21 protein-coding genes and 1 CRISPR repeat array are annotated in these 22,860 nt (G+C 64.8%); of the genes, 4 read left to right on the top strand and 17 right to left on the bottom strand.

Translation table 11 applies throughout. The features are described from left to right. Positions 1-12: 12 nt before the first annotated feature. From MJQ72_RS26245 to MJQ72_RS26200, 10 genes are all read right to left on the bottom strand, one after another. Complete coding sequence (locus MJQ72_RS26245; protein ID WP_240593676.1) at positions 13-870, bottom strand: alpha/beta fold hydrolase; 858 nt, start codon at positions 868-870, stop codon at positions 13-15. Further along, positions 867-1,646, bottom strand: a complete 780-nt coding sequence (locus MJQ72_RS26240; protein ID WP_240593675.1) for an alpha/beta fold hydrolase — start codon at positions 1,644-1,646, stop codon at positions 867-869. The genes MJQ72_RS26245 and MJQ72_RS26240 overlap by 4 nt, the downstream gene beginning before the upstream one ends. Positions 1,647-1,679: 33 nt before the next feature. Next, positions 1,680-3,293, bottom strand: coding sequence for an AMP-binding protein (locus tag MJQ72_RS26235; RefSeq protein WP_240593674.1), 1,614 nt, complete (start codon positions 3,291-3,293; stop codon positions 1,680-1,682). After that, positions 3,290-3,955, bottom strand: a complete 666-nt coding sequence (locus tag MJQ72_RS26230) for an iron-containing redox enzyme family protein (protein ID WP_240593673.1) — start codon at positions 3,953-3,955, stop codon at positions 3,290-3,292. Before MJQ72_RS26230 ends, MJQ72_RS26235 begins: the two co-directional genes overlap by 4 nt. Beyond that, entirely contained in the window at positions 3,952-4,671 is a 720-nt protein-coding gene (locus MJQ72_RS26225) for a hypothetical protein (RefSeq protein ID WP_240593672.1), read from the bottom strand. The genes MJQ72_RS26230 and MJQ72_RS26225 overlap by 4 nt, the downstream gene beginning before the upstream one ends. Positions 4,672-4,682: 11 nt before the next feature. Next, on the bottom strand, positions 4,683-5,243 hold the full coding sequence (locus tag MJQ72_RS26220; protein ID WP_240593671.1) for a carboxymuconolactone decarboxylase family protein: 561 nt from the start codon (positions 5,241-5,243) through the stop codon (positions 4,683-4,685). 46 nt (positions 5,244-5,289) lie between these two features. Then, positions 5,290-6,876 (bottom strand): NAD(P)/FAD-dependent oxidoreductase, encoded by a 1,587-nt coding sequence (locus MJQ72_RS26215; RefSeq protein WP_240593670.1) that lies wholly within the window; start codon positions 6,874-6,876, stop codon positions 5,290-5,292. Positions 6,877-6,914: 38 nt separating this feature from the next. Beyond that, positions 6,915-7,586 (bottom strand): N-acyl amino acid synthase FeeM domain-containing protein, encoded by a 672-nt coding sequence (locus MJQ72_RS26210; RefSeq protein ID WP_240593669.1) that lies wholly within the window; start codon positions 7,584-7,586, stop codon positions 6,915-6,917. Positions 7,587-7,639: 53 nt separating this feature from the next. Further along, positions 7,640-8,524 carry a 2OG-Fe(II) oxygenase family protein gene (locus tag MJQ72_RS26205; protein WP_240593668.1) on the bottom strand — a complete coding sequence of 295 codons (885 nt, stop codon included), beginning with the start codon at positions 8,522-8,524 and terminating at the stop codon, positions 7,640-7,642. A gap of 414 nt (positions 8,525-8,938) precedes the next feature. Further along, positions 8,939-9,859 (bottom strand): EamA family transporter, encoded by a 921-nt coding sequence (locus MJQ72_RS26200; protein WP_240593667.1) that lies wholly within the window; start codon positions 9,857-9,859, stop codon positions 8,939-8,941. A 58-nt stretch (positions 9,860-9,917) separates the two neighbouring features. Here MJQ72_RS26200 and MJQ72_RS26195 point away from each other — a divergent pair, with 58 nt between their 5' ends. Then, a complete protein-coding gene (locus MJQ72_RS26195; protein WP_240593666.1) occupies positions 9,918-10,775 on the top strand; it encodes a LysR family transcriptional regulator in 858 nt (285 codons plus the stop codon). Between the two features lie 585 nt (positions 10,776-11,360). Here the strand turns inward: MJQ72_RS26195 and MJQ72_RS26190 are convergent. Next, positions 11,361-12,038: a DEAD/DEAH box helicase gene (locus MJQ72_RS26190; protein WP_240593665.1), complete on the bottom strand. Its 678-nt coding sequence runs from the start codon at positions 12,036-12,038 to the stop codon at positions 11,361-11,363. A 125-nt stretch (positions 12,039-12,163) separates the two neighbouring features. Here MJQ72_RS26190 and MJQ72_RS44675 point away from each other — a divergent pair, with 125 nt between their 5' ends. Further along, positions 12,164-12,292 carry a hypothetical protein gene (locus tag MJQ72_RS44675; protein ID WP_256464084.1) on the top strand — a complete coding sequence of 43 codons (129 nt, stop codon included), beginning with the start codon at positions 12,164-12,166 and terminating at the stop codon, positions 12,290-12,292. Between the two features lie 42 nt (positions 12,293-12,334). Further along, on the top strand, positions 12,335-12,634 hold the full coding sequence (locus tag MJQ72_RS26185; RefSeq protein ID WP_240593664.1) for a hypothetical protein: 300 nt from the start codon (positions 12,335-12,337) through the stop codon (positions 12,632-12,634). 565 nt (positions 12,635-13,199) lie between these two features. On the opposite strand, the gene MJQ72_RS26180 is transcribed toward MJQ72_RS26185, so the two are convergent. Further along, positions 13,200-16,004 (bottom strand): BTAD domain-containing putative transcriptional regulator, encoded by a 2,805-nt coding sequence (locus MJQ72_RS26180; RefSeq protein WP_240601421.1) that lies wholly within the window; start codon positions 16,002-16,004, stop codon positions 13,200-13,202. Between the two features lie 817 nt (positions 16,005-16,821). Between MJQ72_RS26180 and MJQ72_RS45190 the strand changes: the two genes are divergently transcribed. After that, the gene (locus tag MJQ72_RS45190) at positions 16,822-17,340 is read left to right on the top strand and encodes a peptidase inhibitor family I36 protein (protein WP_396426873.1); all 519 of its coding nucleotides are present in this window, start codon (positions 16,822-16,824) and stop codon (positions 17,338-17,340) included. Between the two features lie 380 nt (positions 17,341-17,720). Next, positions 17,721-18,111: direct repeats of the CRISPR family, unit length 26 nt; unit sequence ACCAGCCCCGCCAGCGCGGGGACGAC. Positions 18,112-19,031: 920 nt separating this feature from the next. On the opposite strand, the gene cas2e is transcribed toward MJQ72_RS45190, so the two are convergent. From cas2e to cas7e, 5 genes are all read right to left on the bottom strand, one after another. Beyond that, the gene (gene cas2e / locus MJQ72_RS26175) at positions 19,032-19,382 is read right to left on the bottom strand and encodes a type I-E CRISPR-associated endoribonuclease Cas2e (RefSeq protein ID WP_240593663.1); all 351 of its coding nucleotides are present in this window, start codon (positions 19,380-19,382) and stop codon (positions 19,032-19,034) included. Further along, positions 19,379-20,140, bottom strand: a complete 762-nt coding sequence (gene cas1e / locus MJQ72_RS26170) for a type I-E CRISPR-associated endonuclease Cas1e (protein WP_240593662.1) — start codon at positions 20,138-20,140, stop codon at positions 19,379-19,381. Before cas1e ends, cas2e begins: the two co-directional genes overlap by 4 nt. Positions 20,141-20,353: 213 nt before the next feature. Then, on the bottom strand, positions 20,354-21,013 hold the full coding sequence (cas6e, locus tag MJQ72_RS26165) for a type I-E CRISPR-associated protein Cas6/Cse3/CasE (protein WP_240593661.1): 660 nt from the start codon (positions 21,011-21,013) through the stop codon (positions 20,354-20,356). Beyond that, positions 21,013-21,723: a type I-E CRISPR-associated protein Cas5/CasD gene (gene cas5e / locus MJQ72_RS26160; protein ID WP_240593660.1), complete on the bottom strand. Its 711-nt coding sequence runs from the start codon at positions 21,721-21,723 to the stop codon at positions 21,013-21,015. Before cas5e ends, cas6e begins: the two co-directional genes overlap by 1 nt. Next, positions 21,720-22,853, bottom strand: coding sequence for a type I-E CRISPR-associated protein Cas7/Cse4/CasC (cas7e, locus tag MJQ72_RS26155; protein WP_240593659.1), 1,134 nt, complete (start codon positions 22,851-22,853; stop codon positions 21,720-21,722). Before cas7e ends, cas5e begins: the two co-directional genes overlap by 4 nt. Positions 22,854-22,860 lie beyond the last annotated feature (7 nt).

The raw sequence follows: 22,860 nt of genomic DNA, 5'->3' as shown, positions 1-22,860 counted from the left end.
GGATTCTCCGTGTCACTCAGGCTCGGTGAGGAACTCCTTGATCGTGGCGGCGACGACCACAGGTGCTTCTTCTTGCGGGAAGTCCCCGCAGCCCGGCAACAGGATGAGCCGGGACCCGGGGATCAGGGAGGCGAAGCGTTCTCCGGTGGACGGCGGGACCAGCCGGTCCGCGTCTCCGAAAAGGAGCAGGGTCGGTATGCCGAGTGCGGTGAGCGGACGTGCCAGTGCGTCATACGACGCGCCGTAGCTGAGCCGTACTCCGAGTCCGAACCGGGTCATGGCCTGACCGTGCCTGCGGAATTGTTCGTGGTAGATCCGGGTGGGGCCGGGGTCGAGCCGGTGATCCGGTCCGTGTGCCGCTGCCCAGAGCCGGGTGAAGGCGCGGTACGGGAACAGCCGGGCGAGCAGCGATCCCAGGCCGGGAGTCGCCAACGCGCGGTACAGCGTCAGGTTCGCGGAACTCTCGCCGAGCGCGCCGGCGGCCATCACGACGAGTCGCGAGACCCGTCGTGGATGCCGGGTTGCGAACCAGGCGGCGAGAGAGCCGCCCATTTGGCTACCCACCACGGCGGCCGTCGACAGGCCGAGCGCGTCGAAGAGCCCGGCGATCAGGTCCGCGGCCCGTCCGGCCGTCCAGTCGCTGCGGGACGGCGCGGGAGAACGACCGCAACCCGGCAGGTCGACGGCGATCACACGGTGGGTCTCGGCGAGGACCGGATGGATGTCGCGCCAGGTGAGAGCTGAAGTCAGGTACCCGTGAAGGAGGACTACAGGCGGACCGTCGGGCGGGCCTGTCTCGTAGACGTGAAGTGACTCTCCCGGCAGCTCAATCGTTCGTCCTTCACCGAGACTGTGCCGCACACTGGTCATGAGGCCCGTCCGAAGGTTTCGACGACGAGGTCGTTGAACGGCCGGAAAGCCTCGACTGGTGGAATGTGCGCAGCCGGAAGCAGTTCCGTCCGCGCACCCGGGACGAGATCCGCCAGTTCCTCGGTGAGCACCGGCGGGAAGAGGATGTCTTCGGCGCCGCCGACGACCAACGTCGGACATCCGGGGTCGCCGAGCCACGTCCGACTGTCGTGCTCGATCGCCTGCCGGTAGATACTGCCGAGAGAATCGACGTCGTACTGGTCGAACATGGCCCTGCGCAAAGCCTTCTCCCGGCGAAGCAAGGCAGGCGCGCCCGCGGCCGAGAACAGCATGCTCTTCAGCACCTCCCAGAAGCCCGCCAGGTCGCCGCGGTCCAGGAAGCCGTTCAGCATCCTCAGCAGCAGCGAGGTCGGCCCGTGTGGTGCCGCGAACGTGGCGACCAGGCCCAGACCGGACAGCCGCTCGCTGTGTTTGGCCGCGAAGTGCTGGGCGACCAGGCCGCCGTGGGACATCCCGATCACCGCGGCGCGGTCGATGTCCAAGCGGTCGAACAGGACGGCGAGATCGTCCGCGTGCTCGGCGTTGGCCGGGAATCCGGTGTCCGACACCGATTCGCCGAAGCCGCGCATATCGTAGGTCAATACCCGGAAATGCCGGGTCAAGACCGGTAGCTGCCGCATCCAGGTGCCGGACAGCGTGGTCAGCAGGACCAGCGAGGGGCCGCTGCCGTCAAACCGGTAGCGGATGTCGCCTCCGTCGACCTCGATTCGTTCCACGTTGTTCATCCCTTCAGCCCGAGGACCGCTGGTCTAGCCCGTTCTCACGGATTTGGTATCGAGCCGGTGCCAGTTCGCTTTCTCGCCGTGGACCTGCTCGATCACATGCCTCCTTGGTTTCGACGTCTCCGTGAGGCAACCCTCCTCGACGGTAGGCAGCCGCCTGACGACGGCGTAGGTCTTCACCCGTTCCCACGGATGCAAGTCCTGGTTGACACGGATCAGCGCGTTGACAGCGTCGTCATCGGTTTCGTCGGCGTCAGGCGCGAAAAACAGGAGTGCGCCGAGTGCGCCATCGGCGCGAATCGATACTTGGCACAGTTCGGCTTTCGCCGACTTCGACACCGCGTCCTCTATCGGTCGGACGAAGACCTTCTCGCCACTCGGAAGCGCCACGAAGTCTCGGAGCCTGCCGATCACCCGGAGGAACCCATCGGCGTCGAACTCGCCGACGTCGGCGGTCGGCTCGAACCGGCCGGGCTCCCAATGGTGCGGCCGCACCTCACCGCCGTCAAGCCTGCCGTGCAAGAACGGTGTGGGGGTGCGAACCCGCACTTCGCGCGTTTCCCGGTCGAGTTCCACCGCGCCCCAGGGAATCGGCTTGCCCACAGTCCCCGGGCGGCGGTGATCCGGGGTGTTCAGCCCGATCATCCCGAGTTCGGTCGTGCCGTAGACCTCGTGGACCGGCAGGCCGGCGGCGAGCAACTCGGCCATGAGACCGGGATCGGTCGGAGCACTGCCGACGAAGATCGAGCGGATCGCCGGGCCGAAGACCGCTTGGTAGGCGTTCGTCACCGCCTCCGGTGTGGCCTCCGTGCCCTGGAGCATCTTCGTCACGCGCCAGCGCACGTGTTCGAGCACCCTGGGGACCGTGACGTGCAGCGTCGGCCGGTGATCGACACCGTCGGCGGTCATGTGTGCGGGATCGGACAAGATGAGGTCGAGTCCGTTGCACAGTCCCCAGTAGAGCATCATCCGTTGCGGCAAATGGGACAGCGGCAAGTACAGCAGAAGCCGATCGCCCCGGCCGAACCCGTAGATCTCGGCGAACCGGTCCATGGTGAACAGCAGCGGAGTCGCCGCGACCGTGAACAGTTTGGGTTCTGACAGCGTGCCGCTCGTCGAGACGACGGTGAACGGCCCCTCTCGGGGAATCGCCGCCGTGGCAGCGAGCTCGTCCTCTGCGGCGGCGAGGAGCCCTTCCACGGATTCGGTGCCGTCGGGAGCCTCCGAAGACGAGCCGAGGAACAGTACGGCGAAACCTGCTTCTCGGAACGCCGTCACCGCGTCGGCCCGATCGGTGCACACGAGTCCGCAGCGGCTCTCGGCGGCGACCCCCACCGCTCTTTCGAGCGGAGCGCTGGGGTAGAGGGCGACGGACAACGCCCCGACGAGGACACAGGCCAGGTCCGCCAGCACCCACTCGTAGCTGGTCGTCCCATGGATCGCGACCCGCTCGCCGGTCGAGATCCCCTTCTCGCGAAAAGCGGCCGCGACGACACCGGCGTCCTTGCGGCACTGCCCATGGCTCACCCGCATCGAGCGCCCGGCCCGGCGGAAGATCACTGAGGAGACCTCGTCCGTGGTGATCGCGTCGAGCATCGACGGCAGGGGACAGGGTGCCGTCACCGGGGTGGCGGTGCTCATACGCCGACCGGAGTCCGTGCCAGGGCGTCGGAGAAGAGCTGACCGTACGCCCTGAGCGTGTAAGTCCAGGTGGTGCGCATCAACTCATGACGTTCTGGTGTGCTTCCCGCGCGGTCGAACGCTTTTCGCACCATCTCGATGTGCTCCTGGTCTTCCTCCGAATGCACTTTGAGGAAGGTGAGGGCGCGTTCCGCGAACGGGTAGTCCGCCATCGCCGCGGTCACCTTCGGCCCGAGTGACGCGCCGAGTCCTTCGGTGGCCGCGGCGAAGCCGAGCAGCGCCACCGGGTCCTTCATAGAGACGGTCCAGTGGTTCTGCCCGATCATCGTCCAGGTTCCCAGCCCTGGCAGACAGGCCAGATACGTGTCGGTGTCGTAGCCGAGCCGGCGCAGATCCTGGACGCACAGCCTGTCGTGATGACGTTCTTCGATGGCCAGATTCAGGAAGAAGTCCTGCAACCATCCCTCGCGACTCCGGGAAGCCGCCGCCGACAGGAAGTACGGGGTCTGGTTGACCAGGAAGTAGGTTTCCCGGAGATAGGCAGCGTAGACCTCCTCGGTCAGCTCGCCATCGATGATCATCTTGATGAACGGGTGGTCGACCACCGCGGATTGCAGCACCGAGGAGGTTTCTTCGAGCGCCTGGTCGTACGGCGAGGTCATGCCAGTTCCTCCTTGATTCCGATCTTCGCCATCACGTCGTTGAATCGTTCCCGCGTGCGGTCGAGGTAGTCTGACGAGACGAACCCCGCTTCCATCGCCCAGCTGATGGATTCCTTGAGCTGGCCGCCGAGGTAACCCTCGAGATGCTCGCGGTACCACTTGCAGTAGTCCACTGCTCGTTTCCGCGCCTCGGGATTGGCGTCGAGGAACTGGTTGGCTACGGTGATACCGAACGCGACGTGACGTCGCTCTTCCCGCTCGATGCGGTCGAACTGGTAGAAGTACGGCGACTGGCTGCGCCCGAGCTGGCAGAGTTCCTCCATGGCAAGCACGCCTTCGGCGTAGAGGTTGAGGCCGATCAGCACTTCGACCTCGTCGTCGCTGTAGAACAGCTTCGCGAACCGGTCACCGATGTCGTCGATCCGGTACGGGTCATGATCGAAGTCGTGCCAGGGCTGGCCGAGCCGCTCGACCCCCTCCCGGAACAACCTGGCGTGGACCACTTCGTCGGCGGCGTGCCTGATGAGGTAGTTCTTCTCCCGTAGACCGTGCCTGCGCGGTAGCCAGCGCGCGCACAGATCGATGATGTCGAGCTCCGAGTAGTAGAAATTGACGTACACCGTGAGGATGAGGTCCCACGCGTGTTTCCCGTACCGGTCGATGATCTCGTCCTTGTACGTCGTCGAATCGGGACGCGATGCGATCGCTTCGGCCATGCTGTCCTCCTTCATCCTGCCGCGGAATTCGCTTCGGTGAAGACGTTCTCGACGTCCACTGAAAGAGCCTTGAGAAACCGGCTTGTCAGGTTGTACATGCCGATGGCGAGCACGATGTTGACGATTTCACTCTCGGTGAATTCGTCCGCCAGACGGCGGCGCAGCTCATCCGAGACGCCGTCCGGGTCGCGGGTGAGCGCGTCAGCGGTCTCGAGGATCAGCGACTCGCGGTCGTTGAACGCCGTGTTGATGACGCTGAGATCGCCGACCGCCAGGATCTGCTCTTCTCCGAACCCTGCCTTACGGGCGGATGCGGTCATGTGTGCGACGCAGTAGGTGCACTCCTGCGCCTTCGCCGTTCCAAGGGCGGCAAGTGCGCGTAGTCGCGCTCCGATCGTCGGCGACTGATAGATCTGTGCCCACAGCGGGACGAACGTGGTCAGCAGGTCGGGGCAATGGGCCATTGTACGCAGGATGTTGGGGACGAAGCCGTATTCCTGTTCGACCCTCGCGAATACGTGCGCGACTTCCGGGGTCACCTCGTCCTCGTGGAGCGGGGCGATCATGGCCATCGTGAACCTCCTTTCGTGTGGTGCCTTCGGCCGGGGGAGCGAGAGATCACGTGACCGGGACCAGCAACCCGTAGCTGGTCGCCTCGTGTACGAGGCTCTGCGCGGAGTCGCGGTCCACGATCTCGGTCCCGGCGAGTTCGTCGACGAGTTCGATGCTGGACTTCGTCCCGTCGGCCAGTTCCACGAGCCGCTCGAGTCGCGGGGTCAGCGGAACCGACATACCGCTGGAGGTGACGATCGACCGGCCACGGCGGAGATGTGCCCCGTCGATCGCCAGGTCGTCGACATACCCGATGTCCGGAGCGCGGGTGATCGGCCGGTGCGGGTCCACACCGATCCCCGTCGACTTGCCGTCGAAGATCTTTTCGATGGTGGATCGGAGATCGGAGGGCACATCGAGCCGTTCGAGGTAGCGGCTGTACCACGAGCGATGCTGGAACGCGCCGGCGATCAGGGAGATGAACGCCTTCTCCGGATCCACCTCGGGGACCTCGAACTGGCTGCGGGCGTGCCAGAAGTACGAGTCCTTGCTGCTGCCGTGCCCGCCGTAGAGGAAGTACACCTGTGCGCGCAGCCTGGCGAACTCCTTGCGATAAGCGGATTCGTAGAAGTCCAGCACCTCATCCCGGTCGATCTCGGGCTTGTCGAGCGCGGTGTTGATCGCCACCGCGGCCAGGAAGCCGCTGAGCATGGCGAGATGGACGCCGGTCGAGAACAGCGGGTCGATGAAGCATGCGGCGTCCCCGACGGCGATGTACCCGTCCCCGCTGAACCTGTCGTATACGTACGACCAGTCCCTTGCTACATGGATCTCGTCGGTGCGCTCCGCGCCCGCCAATCGCTCGGCCAGTTCCGGGGTACGTGCCAGGCAGTCGGCGTAGTACGACTCCATGCCCTGCCCGCGGTTTTCGTGGACGACCTTGCTGTCGACGACCATTCCGACACTGGTGATGTCGTCACGCAGGGGAATGAACCACCACCAACCTTCGTCGAAAGTCGGGAGGAACGTATTGCCCGCGTCCAGGCCGGGCGGACGCCGGGCACCTTTCCAATAGCTCCAGACGGCGAGGTTCTTCAGGTAGGGATCCCATTCCTGCCGGTGCAGGCGCTTGGTCACCGTGCCGCCCTGACCGGACGCGTCGAGTATCCATCGGGTCCGCACAGTGCTCTGTTTCCCGTCGGCGTCCTTCATGAAAACGGTCGACGGCGCGTCGCCACCAAGCGCGAAGTCTTCGACCTTGGTCTGTTCGAGGACCTCGACCCCGTGCTCGCGGGCGTTGTCCAGGAGGAGCTTGTCGAACTCGGCCCGTTCCACCTGATAGCCGTAGTCGTAGGGCATCGCGAGCGCGTCCTTGAAGTAGACCGTCCACGGCTCTCGGTTGTCGCCCCAGACCCATTCGACCCCGTGCTTCTTGACGTAGCCACCGCTCTCGAGCCGGTCGAGTACTCCGATCCGGTTCAGCAGGTCCGCCGTCCCGGACAGCAGCGACTCGCCGATGTGGTAGCGCGGGAATTTCGCTGCCTCGATGATCAGGACGCGCTTGCCCGCGTCCGCGAGCAAGGTGCCGGACATGGCACCGCCGGGGCCACCGCCGATCACCACGACGTCGTAGACTTCATCGTTTTCAGGCACGATTGTTTCACCTTTCACGCGAAATGTGCGGTGATCAGTCAGGCGTAGACGTCGATAGCGGCGTCCGGCTCTATCAGGTAGCGATAGAACGCGTTGGTGGTGCGGAACGGTCTGGAGAACAGTTCGCCGACCTCCAGGAGTAAGGCGACGCTACGGTCGGGTTCGTCGAGTTCGGTGTCGACGAACTCGATGCCGGTCTGTTGGAAGCCCAAGGCGAGCAGCGGAGACATCGGTGTCGTGGCGGTGTTCAGGAAAAGATCCGCGACGATATGCGAGTAGCCGTTGCGCAGGCACCAGTGAAGACAGCCCTTGATCAGAGCCGCGAAGACGCCGAACGGCATCCCCGGCACTCGTCGGTTGCGGTATTCGTCGATAATCATCAGTCGTTGAACCTCGATCAGCCGCCGCTCCTCGGCGCGGAGTTCTTCGATCGAGGTGAATTGTTCGACCGGAAGCCGTTGCGGGGAATCTCGCACGAGTCGCATCGTACCGACCGCCCGCCCTTCGGACACGCCAAGCAGATACGTGGAGTTGTGGTGATAGTGGTCCTTGTGCAACGCCGGCGCGTTGACGGGTAGCCAGCCGTATTGATGGCCGTAGACTTCCCGCCACAGGTCGTCGACATCATCGAGATCGGACTCCGTAGACGCGATATAGACGCCTGAATCCGCGGTTATGCCGGATGGAGATTCGGAAAAGCGCCACGGCATGGCAATCCTCCGGAATGGGATTGATCCGCTATATGAGTCAGATAAGGCGTGCCTCAGTTCTTTCTCGACGGCGCCGACACGCCGAAATCCGCATGGTCATTCCAGGTTTTCTCGTTGTTGAGCCTCAGGAAGTCTTCGATGCTGATTTCGCTGGAGACGGTTTCGTCCTCGTGGATCCGATAGAGCTTCCCAGTCAGTGGTGGGTCGATGAATGCTGCGAAGGAGATCCTGTCCTGCGCGAGCTCACGCGAAGCGAATCTCCGTACTCGATGCAGGCTCGCCGTCGTGCTGCGAGCGAGCCGTCTCGTCAAGATCTCGAAGGACTGTCCGAAGTTGACTATGAAATGGCCTGGCAAGGGGTCTACTGCGTGCCATGTCCCGTCGCGAAAAGTCTCCAGGCCAGGTGTTTCGGCGAAGAGGATGGTTACGAACCCCGTGTCCTTGTGGGGAGCGCATCCCGGTTGATCCCGGCGGCCGCGGTAGTGGTGGGCCACGAACCAGTGCGTGCCGTGGCCATGGGCGGCGCCGCTGGTGGCGCGATCCCACAGAGTGGCCGGGATGTTCAGATCGGCCAGCGTCGAGCGCAGGACGGTCAGGCCGATGTCCGTCATGGAGTCGACCATCTTCGTTAGTTGTGAAGGAAAGTAGCGGCGGCGGCTTTCCGTGTCGGTCAGCACGTGCTCGACTTGAAAGTCTTCGCGGTCGAAGTAGATTTTCGGGAGACTCCGGAATCCACGGTATGCGTCATCTTCCCGCCCGTGCCTGGGCAGGTGGAATTTCCGGCAGAAGTTGATCCCGGGGCCTGGATCGAAGTGGTCCGGGATCGCCAACGCGAAGAATCCGTCCGCGAGAGCGCGGGCCGCCCCGTCGGGTCTTTCGAAGCGAATGGTATCGCCCCTTGCCTCGGCTCGCTGGAGGCGGATAGGTGGAGAAGTCATGTATCACCTCCGATTCGCCCCGCGATCGTAAGGTGCCGCCATTTCCTTGGCCATTGCCTGCCGTGAGTAGCTCGCCGGCGGCGTCAATGCGGCCCTTGGGTGCGGGTGGGATTTTGAGGTCATCACAACCCTACTTCGGTGAAGAGTCTTCTGTCATTGGGCCAGAAGGGGGTCGTTTGCGCCTAGTTCGTTACTTTCCGACAGGTCTGCATCGGCGAGTTTCGGGCATTGCGTGCATTCATTCCGGTCAATTCGGTTCGAGTGTCCACAGGTGACGAATCCGTGTTATCCCGTTGCGTCTGTCGCGAAAATCGTAGCTCTCTGAAAGGCGCTTCGGTCTGCAGTGCGATGGTGCTGGACAATGCTGGATTGTGTGACGAGTCGTCGTCGGCCTGAGCTGTGTGGACGCGTCGTTCATCGGGAAGCGGCGGAGGTGACCTCTCCGGCTACGGCTGCCACGATCAGTGCCGCGCCGAGAAGGACAATGAAATGGAACGGCTCCGCCAGGACAACGATACCGACGATGTAGGCCACAATCGGAACCGCATAGGCGTACGTGCTCACAATGGTGACCGGTGCGCTACGGAGCAGCCAGTTGTAGAGCGCGAATCCGGCGACCGAGTCGACGAAAACGAGGTAGGCGAGCGCGATCCAGGAAGTCGTGTCCACGGCCCTCACGGTGAAGGCAGCACCTTCACCAGTAGCGGCGCCGAGCATGAGAAGCGCGGCGCCGCCAGAGAGTAATTGCACGATCGTCGACGGGCCGGGGGGCGGTAGATCTTGTGACCGTGACGCCCAGAGGGTGCCGGCCGCCCAGCTCACGGCCGCGCCGAGGATGGCGAGATTCCACGGTGTCCAGTCGCCGACTCCGCCCGAGCCCGCCAGCAACACCGCGCTCACCCCCGTGAAGCCGAGCAACAGCCTGCCCGCCCCGGCCGCCGTGGGCGGGTCTCCGGTCACGAGCCGGAGAACGATCACCCAAAGCGGCACCGCCGCGGCCAGTAGCGCGGCAGTGCTCGCGAACACATGCTGTTCAGCGACGGCGATCGTTCCCTGTGCGCCCAGGAGGCATACTCCTACCCCCGCTGTGCGGCAGGACGAGCGGAACTCGAGGCCGCGGAGATAGCGAGGCCGAACCGCCGCGAGCAGCAGCCCCGCGGTCAGGAAGACCGCCCCGGAAGCAAGAAGAGGTGGCAGCGTCGTCACCATGACCCGGATCGCCGGAAACGACGAACCCCAGCACAACCACAGGGCTAACAGTGCCGCGAGCACCTTGGGTGTCGAGGCTGAAAGCGGCTGGGCTGACGCTGGCACCTTGTGAGCAAAGCCGATCACCCAGGTGGCTGTCCAATGATCCCTGTGCATACCGGCTATGCCGTGAAATAATCACCATGTGGATCTCACCGTGGGGCACGTCGAAGCGCTGCTGTCGGTTGAGGAGCACGGCAGCTTCACCCGTGCGGCCGAAGCACTCGGTCTGACCCAGCCGGCGGTCAGCCGGGCTGTCGCGATGCTGGAACGACGGCTGGGTCGCACACTCGTGCACCGGCGGGCACAGGGTGCCACGCTGACCGCAGCCGGCCGCGAGGTTGCCGAGCACGGGCATGCCATACTCCGGCATCTGAAGATGATCGAGGCACTAGGACATCGATCCGCTCCACCGCGCCTGAGGATCGGCGCGGTGGCGAGTGCGCTGGTCCGGCTGGTACCCGAAACGCTCGCCGTGATGCATTCGGAGCTCCCGGAACTTCAGGTGCTCACCATTCAAGGCGACGACGACGAGCTTGCCGAATGGCTCGAGGCCGGAACGATAGATCTGAGTGTCTCCACCGTTCGGATCGGCGGCATCGAGTCGGCCAGGCCGGTCATCGACGAGTTTCTCGCGGTATTGCCAGCATGGCATCGTCTCGCGAAGGCCGACCGGGTAGACCTCGCGGATCTGGCTGCGGCGGGATTCGTCGATCCGGGAGGTACTTGCGGACCAATCCTCGCACGAAGCTTCGCCGAGAACGGCGTGGCGTGGCGGCCCGAGCACACGGTGCGAGAGATCTCCACAGTGGTCACGATGGTCTCCGCGGGCATCACCGCCGGGGTGGTTCCGGCGATGGCTGCTCCGTCTCGATTGCCGCAAGAAGTGGTCCTCAAGCCGTTGAACCCGACGGTTCGACGGCAGCTCTTCGTGCATCGCAGTCCACACCACGATGTCGCGGACAAGTTCGCGAAATATATGATGACCAACCAGTATCAGTAGTCCTGCACAGGTACTCTCTTCGCGCTCATTCCCAGGATGCGGTAGCCAAGCGCAGGGAAGGGCTCCTACGAACACCTCCCTATGGCTGGAACGTCCCCTGGCGTGGCTTGAAGCCGAATCTCGTCGAGGTATCACGTTGTCGGTGGCACCCAGCGCGACACTGGTGGTCGTGGCCGCTCCGGTGTCCGCGGCTGGCGTGACCAAGGCGTGGATCCTGGTGGTTAACCCGCCCGAGGCCGGCCCACAGCGTGCCCGGCGGGCTTGGCGATGATCTCCCGGACGGGATTGTTGTCATCGATCCCGCCCGCTGTACTGCCTGCTCTGCGCGTGCTGGTGAGCGCGGACAGCGCTGGAACCGCCCGAGATCAGCCAGCCCAGCCCTCTGCATCGTCCCGGGCAATCAGCACACGATCGAACATCGCCTGATACGGGCCGTTCCGGACCTGCCCTTATGGCCCCGCCACAACGTCTTCCACGACCCCGGCTCCACCGGCGCATCACGCCACGGGCACCCGTGTGAAACCGCCAGCCGATGCCTTCCAGCGCCAGCCGATCATCACTCGCCCGCAAATTATGAGACACGCACTAGTTCAGGTCGTCGGGGACGGCTGCTGCGAGAACGTCGAAGTATCGGAGGCCTTTCCAGTTGTCGCGGTTGCCGATGACGTAGAGACGGTGTTTGGCACGGGAAACAGCGACGTTGAGGAGGTTGGGCTTTCCTGAGGCCCAGGCGCGGGCGCCGGTGCCGTTGGGTTTGCTGCCCAGAACGAGAATCACGACGTTGGCTTCTTGACCCTGTACAGTATGGACGGTGCCGATGTTCTTCGCAGCGAAGCCTTCGTAGTGCTTGAATCGCTTGGCGATGAGGTCCTTGCCTTCGCGGACGACGTCGCGGAACGGACTGATCACGCGGTCCTCGTGTGGCTCCACGCCGTCCCTTTCCAGGTCGACGAGCAGCCGGATCAGCGCTTCACCTTCGGCAGGAATCCAGTTGCTTTGTGATTGGCTGGATCGGACGTTGATCCAGCTGTTCCGTCCTGGGTAGTCGTCGTTGGGGCTGGTGCCGTAGATCATGAGGTCGCCGCCGTAGGCGATGGTGTTGGAGATCTCGAACATCGGACGGTCGCAGCGGCGGTGGACGCGTAGCGGGGCACCAACCCACACGGCGCCCCCGTCGGGCTCGGGCAGCATCGTGCCGTGCCGGGCGTGCCGGTCGGCGACGCGTTGGGTGGAGGTGTTTTCCGGGGTCCATTGGTCGTGCACCTCATGGTGGCGGCGTAGAGCGTGTTGGGCGGGCAGGGGGAGTGTGACGATGGGCTCGAGCTGTTGGGGATCGCCGACGATGACGGCGCGGCTGCACCGCCAGAGGCCGCCGACCGCTTGCTGGGGTGTGGCTGGCCGGCTTCGTCGATGAACAACCAGCCGAGACTCTCTTTGCCCAGGCCTTCGACGACCACCTCACCCGCTACCTCGGACCCGGCACGAAAGAGGCCGACATCGACGGTGTCGAGACCTAGCGGCACGAACGCCCCGAGTACGTCACCCTCGCCACCCACGGAATGGCCAGCCAGCCCATCACCGCGGTGTACCCCCAAGAACTTGTGTGCTCCGTCGAGCACGGCCAGGACGGCGCCGCGCCCTTCCTGGTGGAAGCTACCCTCAAGATCATCCAAGAGAATCGCCGCAGTGGCGTCAACAACCAGGTGATCCGCAACGACCAGCCGCTACTCGCCCGCACGGGCATCACCGGCGTGCCTGTGTACCGATCACCCTCGTCGGGGTCGGAGCCACGGCATCGATTCGTCCAGAAGCTCAGGCAGCTGCTGGCCACTCTCGCGCGCGATCACACCCAGCGCTGATGCCGCCAGCCGGGTCAGCGAGTCCACCATGGCGACGAAGGCCGGAACCTTCAAATCCCAGCAATTTGGTCAGTCATAGTGCCCTCGGCCACCGCTATGACGACCAGTGCCTGTGGTCACAGGTGCCTGTGACAATAACGGAATCTGTTGCCAAGAGGGGGCATGCAGCCTGCTGTGGCTTGGACGTATCGACACCGTTGGTGTCAATACGTTTCGAAGAACGATTCGTCCAGGCGGTTCTGCTTCGTGGCGGGTCCAGGCAGGCTCCGGCTGAAGATCGCGGCTCGGTCAGCCGGAGCCTGGTCTCTGTCAGCCGCCATTTGGTTCCTCGCGTGTCGTCGTGGGCTCGTGACGTGAGGAAGGCCGCTTGTTCGCCCTGCTGTATGGATTCCCGCACTGACCATTCCTTCACCCAGATGAGGGCGTTCGATCGATGCGTCATCGTTGGGCGCGGCAAGGGACCGCACTCCGTCCACGCAACGGCCAACTTCGGGTCGCGGGGAATCTGTCCGAAGTGGATGATCAGGCGGCACGCTACTGGGTGTGATCGATCTGTCGGAGTACCTCAACGACGTCGCGTGCTGAGTAGCGCGCGCACGTCATGGGCTTCAGGTGCGTCGAGCTCGCTGTAGGCGGCGAGGGCGGCCTCAAGATGCGGTCGTGCTTCGCTGTAGTTCCCCGAGCCTAGGTGGGTTTTGCCGATACCGTGGTGTGCCTTGGCGCGCTCGTGCAGGTGACCGATCCGATGAGCGAGGAGTAGCGCGTCCTCATACAGCGTGATTGCCTCGGCACCGGCTTTCGTCGCGGCGAACTCGTTGAGGGTGGCGACTTCGAGGTTGGTGTCCCTGCCGGCACGGGCGAACTTGAGGGCGCGCTGGAAGTGCTGTGCGGCCTTGTGGCTCTGCCCGAGGCCAGCGTAGGCACTGCCGAGCGCGGCCAGCACCGGTCCACCCAGACCGGCCGAATCGAGGTCTTCCGCGATTCTGCCGCTCTGCTCCAAGAAGCCGATCGCGGTCTGATAGTGGCCGCACCAGCTGTAGTGCTCGCCGAGGTTGCACAGTGCAATACCCTCCAGCAAAGCGTGACCGGTACGGCGTGCGGCGGTGAGAGCGAGCATGTACTGCTTCCTGGCAGTCTTCCGCCGGCCGCGCATGTCATCCACCGATGCGAGGCCGTTGCGGACCATGCTCTCGAGGAGAGCATTTCGCCGGTCGATGGCAATTGATAAGGCCTGCTCGAAATGACCGGCGGCATCGTCGTACCGGCCGAGCCGAAACAGGGCCATGCCCACAGCCTGGCCGGCGAAGCCATGGTCTGTCGTGCCGGGAGGGGTCAGCGCGAGAGCGGTCGTGTGGAGGGTGAGCGCTTCTTGGTAGTGCGCCCCTACATACAGATATCGCCACAGAATCGCGGATAGCCGAACCACGTGCCTTGACAGGTCTATTTCCTTCGCGCGCTCGGCCAGCGTGAGCATAGTGGCGCGTTCGGTATCCAGCCACGCGCGCGCCTCGTCGTGATCCGCGAAGTGTGGCTGCGGCCCGGCCGAATGCGTTGTTGGTGGCCGGAGGTAGGGCTCGTTGGGCGACATCAGGTCCATGACCGCTGATGCCCAAGACAGGTAGTGATCGAACAGCCGGGTGGAGGCGGCCAGACGGGCGTCCGGGGAGTCGGTGTCGGCGAGGAGTTCAGCAGCGTAGAGCTTGACGAGGTCGTGCATCCGGAAGCGGCCCGGCGGATCCTCTTCCAGGAGATTGGCGGCGCACAGTGCGCGCAACGGTCGGGCGTCAGCGAAGAGGGCGGTCGCGGCCGCTCCATCGATATCACCGTCAGGCCAGAGACCAAGGAGGCGGAACGCGGATGCGCACCGGAGGTCGAGGGAACGGTAAGAGGCGGAGAACACCGCGCGCACGCTCGCGGACAGCTCCCCGGTGTCCAGTGCGTCCAGCCGGCTTTCACGCAGCTCGGCGGCGACTGCGGAAAGTCGCCTACCCGGCTGGGCGACGATCCGTGCCCCGGCGATCGCGAGCGCCAGGGACAATCCACCGCACAGGCGCACGATTTCCCGCGCTGCTTCAGGCTCCTCGGCCAGGCTGACCGCGCCCACCTTGCGCATGAGCAGCTCCCGCGCCTGGATCTCATCGAGGGCCCGGAGCGGCAACGCGCTCGCGCCATGAGTGGTCAGCAGCCCGCCGAGCTCATGCCTGCTGGTGACGAGGACCGAGCACGACGAGCCGCCAGGGAGCAGCGGAATGACCTGATCGGTGTCTCGCGCGTTGTCGAGCAGCACAAGTAGCCGACGCTGGGCGGTCAGACTCCGGTACAGAGCCGCCAGCGCGTCCGGCTCGGACGGAATCGACGTCCCGGCAACGCCCAGCGCGCTCACGAAACCGCGGAGGGCGGAGACTGCGGGCACAGGCTCCAGGGCCGAGTCGAAGCCGCGAAGATCGACGTAGAGCTGACCGTCGGGGAATCGGCTCACATGGTCGGTCGCCCATCGCACCGCGAGCCAGGTCTTGCCGAGACCACCCGCGCCGGAGATCACCGCGATCGCACCCCGTGCGGCGAGCGCCCGGTCAAGCATCGTCAACTCGTCCGCGCGGCCGGCGAACGAGCGAGGCGCCCTCGGCAGCTGCCGAGGGGCCGGCCGCTCACCATCCTGGACGGTGCCGATCAGGATTCGTTGGTGCAGACCGCGCAATCGGGGTCCCGGGTCGGCGCCGAACTCGTCCGCCAGGTGTGACCGGAACGTTTCGTACTCCCGAAGTGCGTCGGCCGGACGTCCGTCGAGGTACAGCGCCTCGATCCGCTGCGCCGCTGCTCGTTCACCGGCCATGCCGTCCGGCGGAGGCTCGGTCAGCACAGCTGTGTGGGCACCGGTCCGCAGTCTGAGGTCGTTGCGTTCCAGCACGGCTGCTTCGCGCTTGTACTCCATCTCGAGGCGGACGCTGTCCGCCCACGCAGACTCCAGCTCGCCCAGCGGCCTGCCCCGCCACAATCCCAAGGCCTCCTCGTATAAGGCCAGCGCGGCATCGTCGTCCACCGTTGTTCGCGCGCGGCCCAGCAGGCTCTCGAAATAGTAGGTGTCCACCGTCTGTGGGTCGGTGAGGAGAACATAGCCACCGCGGTCACGCTCGATAGTCACACCGTCCAGCGCGGCCAAGGCCCGGCGTAGCCGCGATACGTAGCCGTACAACGCGTTCCTCGGCTGCGTGGGCGGACGTTCACCCCATACACGGTTGATGAGAACGTCGACCGGTACCACCCGGGCGACGTCAAGCAGCAACACCGCCAGAACATCACGCTGACGCGCATGTCCGACATCGAACCGGACCCCGTCGGCAACAACCTCAACAGGCCCCAGTACCCCCATCTTCAGCACGATCCCGCTCCTCTCCATCTCCACTGGTAGCGGATCGCTGTTGCTCGTACAAGGTCTGTTCAAGGTTTTCCGCATGTCCCCGGTGCACCGTGACAACACCGAACGACCAGTGCCAGGAGCTGTGATGATTTCCGACGCCTACGCCCGAGCCCGAATCGCCGATGTTCAGCACGAATACGACGCAGCCAGGCGCTGGAGGCTGCAGATCAGAGATGCGCTGACCCGAGCTCGCGGGCACCGAGCAGCGAGCGGATACCGCCGCAGGTTCTCCAGGCTTGGTTGACGCAGGTGAGCACTACACCATTGATCGTGTACCCGCTCAGCGGCCGCCGCCATCCGCCACCAGGTTGGCGCGGGGGTGACGACCTCCGCGAGGAACGGGATGCACAGACCTGCCGGAAACCGAGGTTTGCAATGCGGCCATAAATCCAGACGAGACGGTCCAGGAGCGCGGGGATGCTCGCGCTGATCGACGCGATGGTGCGTTCGACCTTTCGGAGCGTTGATTCACCGAGGGTGGTCCGTCGCTGATCTATGCGTGTGAACCCCGTTGATTCCGGTGATCTAGCAGAAACCGACCGTCGGAGATGTTGGTCTCGAGTTGATTCTCAGGGTGTTCGAACATGCACAGGTCAAGCAAAGAACGTCAGTGGGTGCGCGGGCCATCGCTATCACCCCGCTGTGCCGCAGCGGTGCCAGCCGGTTCATTAGACCGCCGATACCTAGTCAAGACGATCGGAGACGAGGTGGAACGACTCGAATTGAATCCCGACAAAACGAAGATTCTCAGGAAACAAGGGGAGGACTGATGTTCGTCAAGATGCTTGTTCTGGCTACCGCTGTCGTGGCCTCGTCGTTGGCTGCCGTCAACCCTGTGGCAGCCGCTGTACCTGCCCGGGAGTCGAGTGCAGCGTCAGGCAGTTTGTTCACGGATGACAAGATGGGGTCGATGGGGACGCGGCCAGTTGCAAATAGGGCCAACGCGCCCGCAAGCATGGCAAGCGCGATAAGTGTTTTCGTCGTCGACGGAAAAATTGGATCAGACGACTACGCGAGCTGCCCAGTCGGTCGTATCTGCGTTTACGCCGCCCCGAACGGTGGCGGAGTTCCCGGGTGGAAGCATTTTGGCCGCACCATGCCGGGTAGTTGCACTCTCGCGGTCATCCCTACCCTGGTTGGGTTGCGGGGGTATCTCTCGGCGTACAACCGAACGGGAACCTCTCAGAAGCTGTGGACGAATCGCAACTGTACGGGGACCGCCACGGGGCTTGGTAATGAATCAATTGTCAATAATCTCGGTTCTGCGCACTGGTCGATCGGCGGATAGCGGTGCCCCACAGCGCTCGCAGGGCATGTGAGTGAGCGGGCAACCGGTGATCCAGACACGCGGGCCACGCCGCCGGCTCTACCCACTGAGTCCGGACGGCGTGGCCCGCGCCGCGGTCTTGAAGTCCAGATGACTGGACCAGTCCCGCTTGCGCGGGGACGGCTCGAGCACCTGCTTGCAAAGGACTTCAGGTGTGGGACAACCCCGCATGGGCAGTGAAGACTGAAAGGTTGTTGGCCAGCTCGATCACATGCGTGGGACCAGCCCGCCTGCTCGGGGCGGCGTGTACGTACCGCCCGGCGACCGCCCCCAGCACGGACCAGTACCGCTCGGGCGGGGGCGCCTCCGGTCTACTCCGACGCCACGCACATCCTGCCGGGAGCAGCCCCGCCTGCGCGGGGACGACCCCTGGTAGCTCAATCGGCAGAGCAGCGGGCCGGGACCATCCCTGCTTGCGCGGGGACGACCATATGAACGGACGCGTTTCGGAGCGCGAGCGGGACCAGCCCCGCCGGCGCGGGGACGACGGCGGGATCGCGCCCGACGGCGGGGTGAACGCCAGACCAGCCCCGCCGGCGCGGGGGCGACTAGCGGGTCAGTTCCCGGGTCGCGGCCGCGGCGGAACCAGCCCCGCCAGCGCGGGGACGACTCCGCCAGGTAGAGCTCCTCACCTGCCAGCCAGGGACCAGCCCCGCCAGCGCGGGGACGACACACCGAACCGGTGAGCACGATCATGCCGACGAGGACCAGCCCCGCCAGCGCGGGGACGACACTGCTTGACCTGGCTGTTTGAAGATCGTACTGGCGAATTTGTTTAGTTTGGTAGCTGTCGCGTCTGATCACAATCCTGTGATCAGGTGGTCCGACCCCAGCGGCTCCTTGAGTTGCGCCGGCGACAGCACCGCGAATCCGAAGTCGTGACCTTTGACGAGTTCATGCTCTGGGCATGTCGGTGCCACGGGGTGACGGTGGCTGCCCTCTCGAACTTGGCTCGAACATGTGTTCTATTATCGTGGTGGAGTGGGGTAGGTCGCAGCGTGAGACGCGGGTAGGAGGTGGGCGGGTTGGGCTGGTTGGTGAGGGAGCGTGTCACCGCGCGTGGAGACCAGTGACATGGCGTGGGAAGCCGGAGGCTACGACCTTCGGCGCTTTGAAGTCCACGTGCTTGGTGACCGAGTGGTGGGCGCTCCGGACGGCTATCCCGACCAGCCGTCTTTCGAGAGTTTCGCTGAAAGCCGTTGAGATCGGCCGCCGGGCCTGCGGTGAGGCTTGTGGCGTTCGGCGATGGCGCCGTAGGCGGGTTGCGGCTGATACGTCGCCGAGGCCCTGATGCGCAGTTCGTGCTGGGGGCAAGTCGGATGCCGAATGGCGGCAACTTGGAATGTCGCCAGCGCGAGTACGCTGATCTGCAACCGGACCCGTCAGGGCCCCGCGCTCGCGCAGGGAGAACTGATTGGAACCGGACATCAGGGCAGCTACCTTGGGATCAGCCCCGCTCACACGGGGAGTACGTGGCCGTCGACGGAGTACATGAGGCCGTCGAGGGGGCAGTCCCGCTCGCGCGGGGAGCACGTGGGAACGTACAGCGGAAGCCCAATGGTCGCGGGGGCAGCCCCGCTCGTGCGGGGAGCGTACTTTCTGACCTGCAGATTAGGTGCCATAACGACGGTTAGTCTGCTTTTGAGGCTGCGTTAACGGCTTCCGTACCTGCGTCGTTTGCCGGCGTTGCTCCAGCCGGTTTTGCGGTGGCCGGTGCTTGGTTTCTGCCGTGGTGCTGGTCGGAGCATGAGGTTGATGCCGTCGAAGTCGACGGGGGTCCAGTCGTGTGCGTGGACTTCGAAGGCGAGTCCTTGTTCGTTGTCTGCGGTGTAGACCATGATGGCGCGTCCTGTTTTAACCATGTCGATGACGCGTTGCCACATCAGCGTTCGGACACGTGCGGTGACTTTTCCGACGAAGACGCCTGGGGAGATTTCGAGGAGCCATCGTGTGAGGTGGCCGCGTAGGCCGACGGGGCAGGCGGTGACCACGATGACGGTCATTCGGGTTCCTCGGGGATGTCGTCGCCGTATGCTGTGCCGCCGGCGACGTTGCGGCCGTTGTAGTCCCAGAGCATGACGACGTCGGGGTTGTCGAAGGCGTCTGGTCCGTATTCGATCGCGTCGTCGTTGGTTGTGAGCAAGGTTTTGATGTCGCGCACGCAGGTTTCGAGGAAAGCGCCGTCCTTCATGTGGTCGCGGACGGTTCGTCGTGCTTCGGCGCCGATATCGGCTACATCGCGGGTGGCGATGTCGAAGGCGATCGGGATGGTGAGGTCCGCCTTGTAGAGATCGGCGATGTCGTAGACGAAGGATTTGATGTGTCCTGTGTGGACGAAGCCGAGTCCGGGTGCGCAGCCGAGGGCGACGATGACGGCGTGGATGACTCCGTAGAGGCTGGTGTTGGCTGCGGACAGGGCTTGGTTGACGGGTGTTCCGCTGGCGAAGTCGTCGGTGTCGTAGTCGCGTCGTTGCCATGCGACGCCGGTGCGTTCGGCGTGGAGCCGGTAGAGCCGGCGGACACGGGCGCCTTCCTTGCCTCGGAGCTGTTGCATGGTCAGGGCGTGGGTGTCGTCGTCGGGGAACCTCATCGCGTACATCTGTCGTGCGACTCGCAGGCGGGAGGTGCGATTGGACACGAGCGCCGCTTGTTGCTCAAGGAGGCGTGAGGAGTTGGTGAGGGTGCGGCCGTGGGCGTAGTAGCGCACTCCGTGTTCGCCGACCCAGACAGCTGTCGAGCCGCTTTCGGCCAGGAGCATCATGGCTTGTTGGCTGATGGTGGTACCGGGGCCCAGCAGGAGGGGCGCCGAGTGTGGCGGCGGGGATGTGGACGGTGCCGCGGGCGTCTCGAGCGGTGATGGCGTTGGCGTCGCGGTGGACGACGCTGTGCTCGAGGTACACGAACGTCAGCCGGTCTTGGGCGCGGGTGAGTTGTGAGAGGGGAACGGGTTTCGCGCCGGGGATCTCGCGCATCGTCAGGTCATTCTGGCGATGGTGAGCAAGCCGCAGCCGTATCCCTTCGCGGGACCGATGCCGTGGGCCAGGGCGTGACGAAAGGCGTCCGGGTCGGTGATCTCGAGTCTGCCTTCGAACGTCGCGGTGGCAAGCGTGACGGCTTTTCCCTGCCGTTGGAAGCGCCAGGTGCGTCTGCTGTGGACCGCGACGTCCGGCTCTTTGCCGGTTCCTTCCGGGATGGTGAAGCCGTGGCCGTTGGCTCGGTCGAGCAGCCAGGTTGTCTGCTGTTTGACGGTCACGTGGCCGAATCGTTGGGATCGTGTCGCGTCGTCGGTTTTGCGGGTACTGCGCACGGGGTTGGCCGTTAGGCGGAACGCCCACATGTCGCCGGCGGTCAAGCGGTGGAGCAGCGGTGCGTAGGGGCGCGTGTCGCCAGGTGCGGCCGCCCATCCCGCGGCCTCGACGAGGTGGGTGAGTTCGGGTTCGTGCGGGCTGACGATGTAGAGCGTGGTCTGGTGGGCGCGCTGGTCGAGGCGCCAGAGCACGCGTCCGTCGGTGGTGGCGTCGCGTCGGTCGGGCGGGAACGCGGCCAGGACTGCTCCGTGCATACGGTGCGGCGACGCGAGCAGCTCGCGCGCGCCTCGGCGTGCGGGGTTGATCTGAAAACGGGTGAGGTGCATCAGCTGACACTTCCCAGCAGGTCCATCGGGTCATGCACGTCTCGGTCGTCGACGTGGTAGTCGGGGTTGGTGACGGTCACGGGCCGGTGCGCGACGGTGTGCCACCCGTACTGGCGGTGGCGGGGGTCGAAGCTGATCGGGTCGTCCCGGACGACGTCGCTGCCAGCGGAACCTGGTGAGCAATCGATGATCGTGTCCAGCTGAACCTGAGGCTGGCGGTGGCACTGGCGTATCCGCGGCGATGCCATCCACGGCACGGTGCGGAGGACGTGTTCGACGTCGCCCTCGTGGATGCCGTGTTCGAGCTTGCCGGCAGGCGGGCAGGACCGCCGCCCGAGGAACAACGGGAACGCGGGCCGGTTCAAGGCGGCGCTGAGCCCGTCCAGGGTGGACTGGTCACCTTCGACCGCGACGGCGAAGACCGCGTCGGCGAGATAGAACCGGTAGGACAAGGGCATCGACTCGGAGCCGTCGCGGGTTCTCGCGGTCTGGAAGTCCCGTTCGAGCTGGCCCGGCTGCTCGACACGGACGCCGATGCGGAGTTCGAGCAGGTGCTGGATCGGGTCTATGCGTCGGATCCCTTTGGCGGCCGCCAAGAGACCGATGATTCCGCTTCTACTCGGTGCCCGGTCGGTGTTACGGCGGACGAACCGGCTGCTGGTTCCCCATGATTGCAGGGGCGCGGCCAGCCGCAACAGCAGAGCCGTCATGATTCCAGCCGTTCAGCCACGAGGGCACCGACGGCGCGCACGGTGGTGTCGAAGGTCGATCGTGATCCGAGTTCGGTCAGGGGCTCGACTCGTTCGCCCGCTCCGAAGGTCCACGCTTGAACGGGTGTCTCGTCGAAGGCGTCGTGCAGTTCGGTGGCGTGGGTGGCGAGGCGGTAGATGGAGGCGGCGATCCTGCCGCCCTTCTCGCCTTCCCGTACGGGATCCTCGAAGGCGCCTACCAGGTTGATCGGCTGGGTTTCGCGGGCGACGACGAGTACCGCGTCCGGGAGTGTGCGGTTGGCGAACGTGTTCTGTTTTCCGCTCGGCATGCTCGAGACGAAGGCGCGGAGGAATGCTTCGACCGCGCGCCGGGTGGCCTCGGTGTCGCCGAGGTTCCCGGAGAGCTGATCGACATCGAGTGCGGCGTAGCGGTAGAGGGTGGAGGAGTTGAATTCGACGGTGCCGATCATCCCGGCGCCCGCGTCTTCCTCGTCGTCGGCGCGTTTGTGGTCGTCGACGGCGGTGAAGTAGTCGTATTCGTTGGTGACGGCGTGGACGCTGAGCGCGTGCGCGACCTGTACGGCGGCTTCGACATTGAGGTCGGGCAGGTTCGCGACCATGCGCCCGAAGAGCGACACGTCGACTGAATGGTCGCTGTCGGCGCGGGCCTTGGCCTCGTTCTTGGGGATTGTCAGCTTGCCTTCACCGGCGTCACGCGCGGCGTCGATGGCGAGTGCGGCCAGGTTGGTGACCTGGTGATTGCTCAGGAACAGCAGGAACTCGGACTCCTGCGGTGCGTCCTTCTTGTTTCGTGCGTCCTTGAGCTTGAAGCCGGCGGACGTCAGGACCGCGGTGGCCAGTTCCGGACCACGGTCGGCGAGATCGGGAGCCTGGTGCGTGATCTCGTCACCGACGAGCTCGACCACACGTTTGGTCCGGACACCCAGGTGATCTCGGTCAAGGAGTTCGTCGAAGGCGTCGCGGGTGGCGCGTTTCCATGCCTGGCTGGACACTCTCGCGCGGCGGGTGCCGCCGTAGACGGCGGTCTTCGGGCTTCCGGTGTCGTCGCGGTTGATGTTGCTCGGCGGAACGGTCTGAATGATGTGGATGTCGATAATGGTGCGAGGCATGAGTGAG

Source organism: Amycolatopsis sp. EV170708-02-1 (assembly GCF_022479115.1).
GTDB lineage: Bacteria > Actinomycetota > Actinomycetes > Mycobacteriales > Pseudonocardiaceae > Amycolatopsis.
This window is presented reverse-complemented; position numbering and strand designations above follow the sequence as displayed.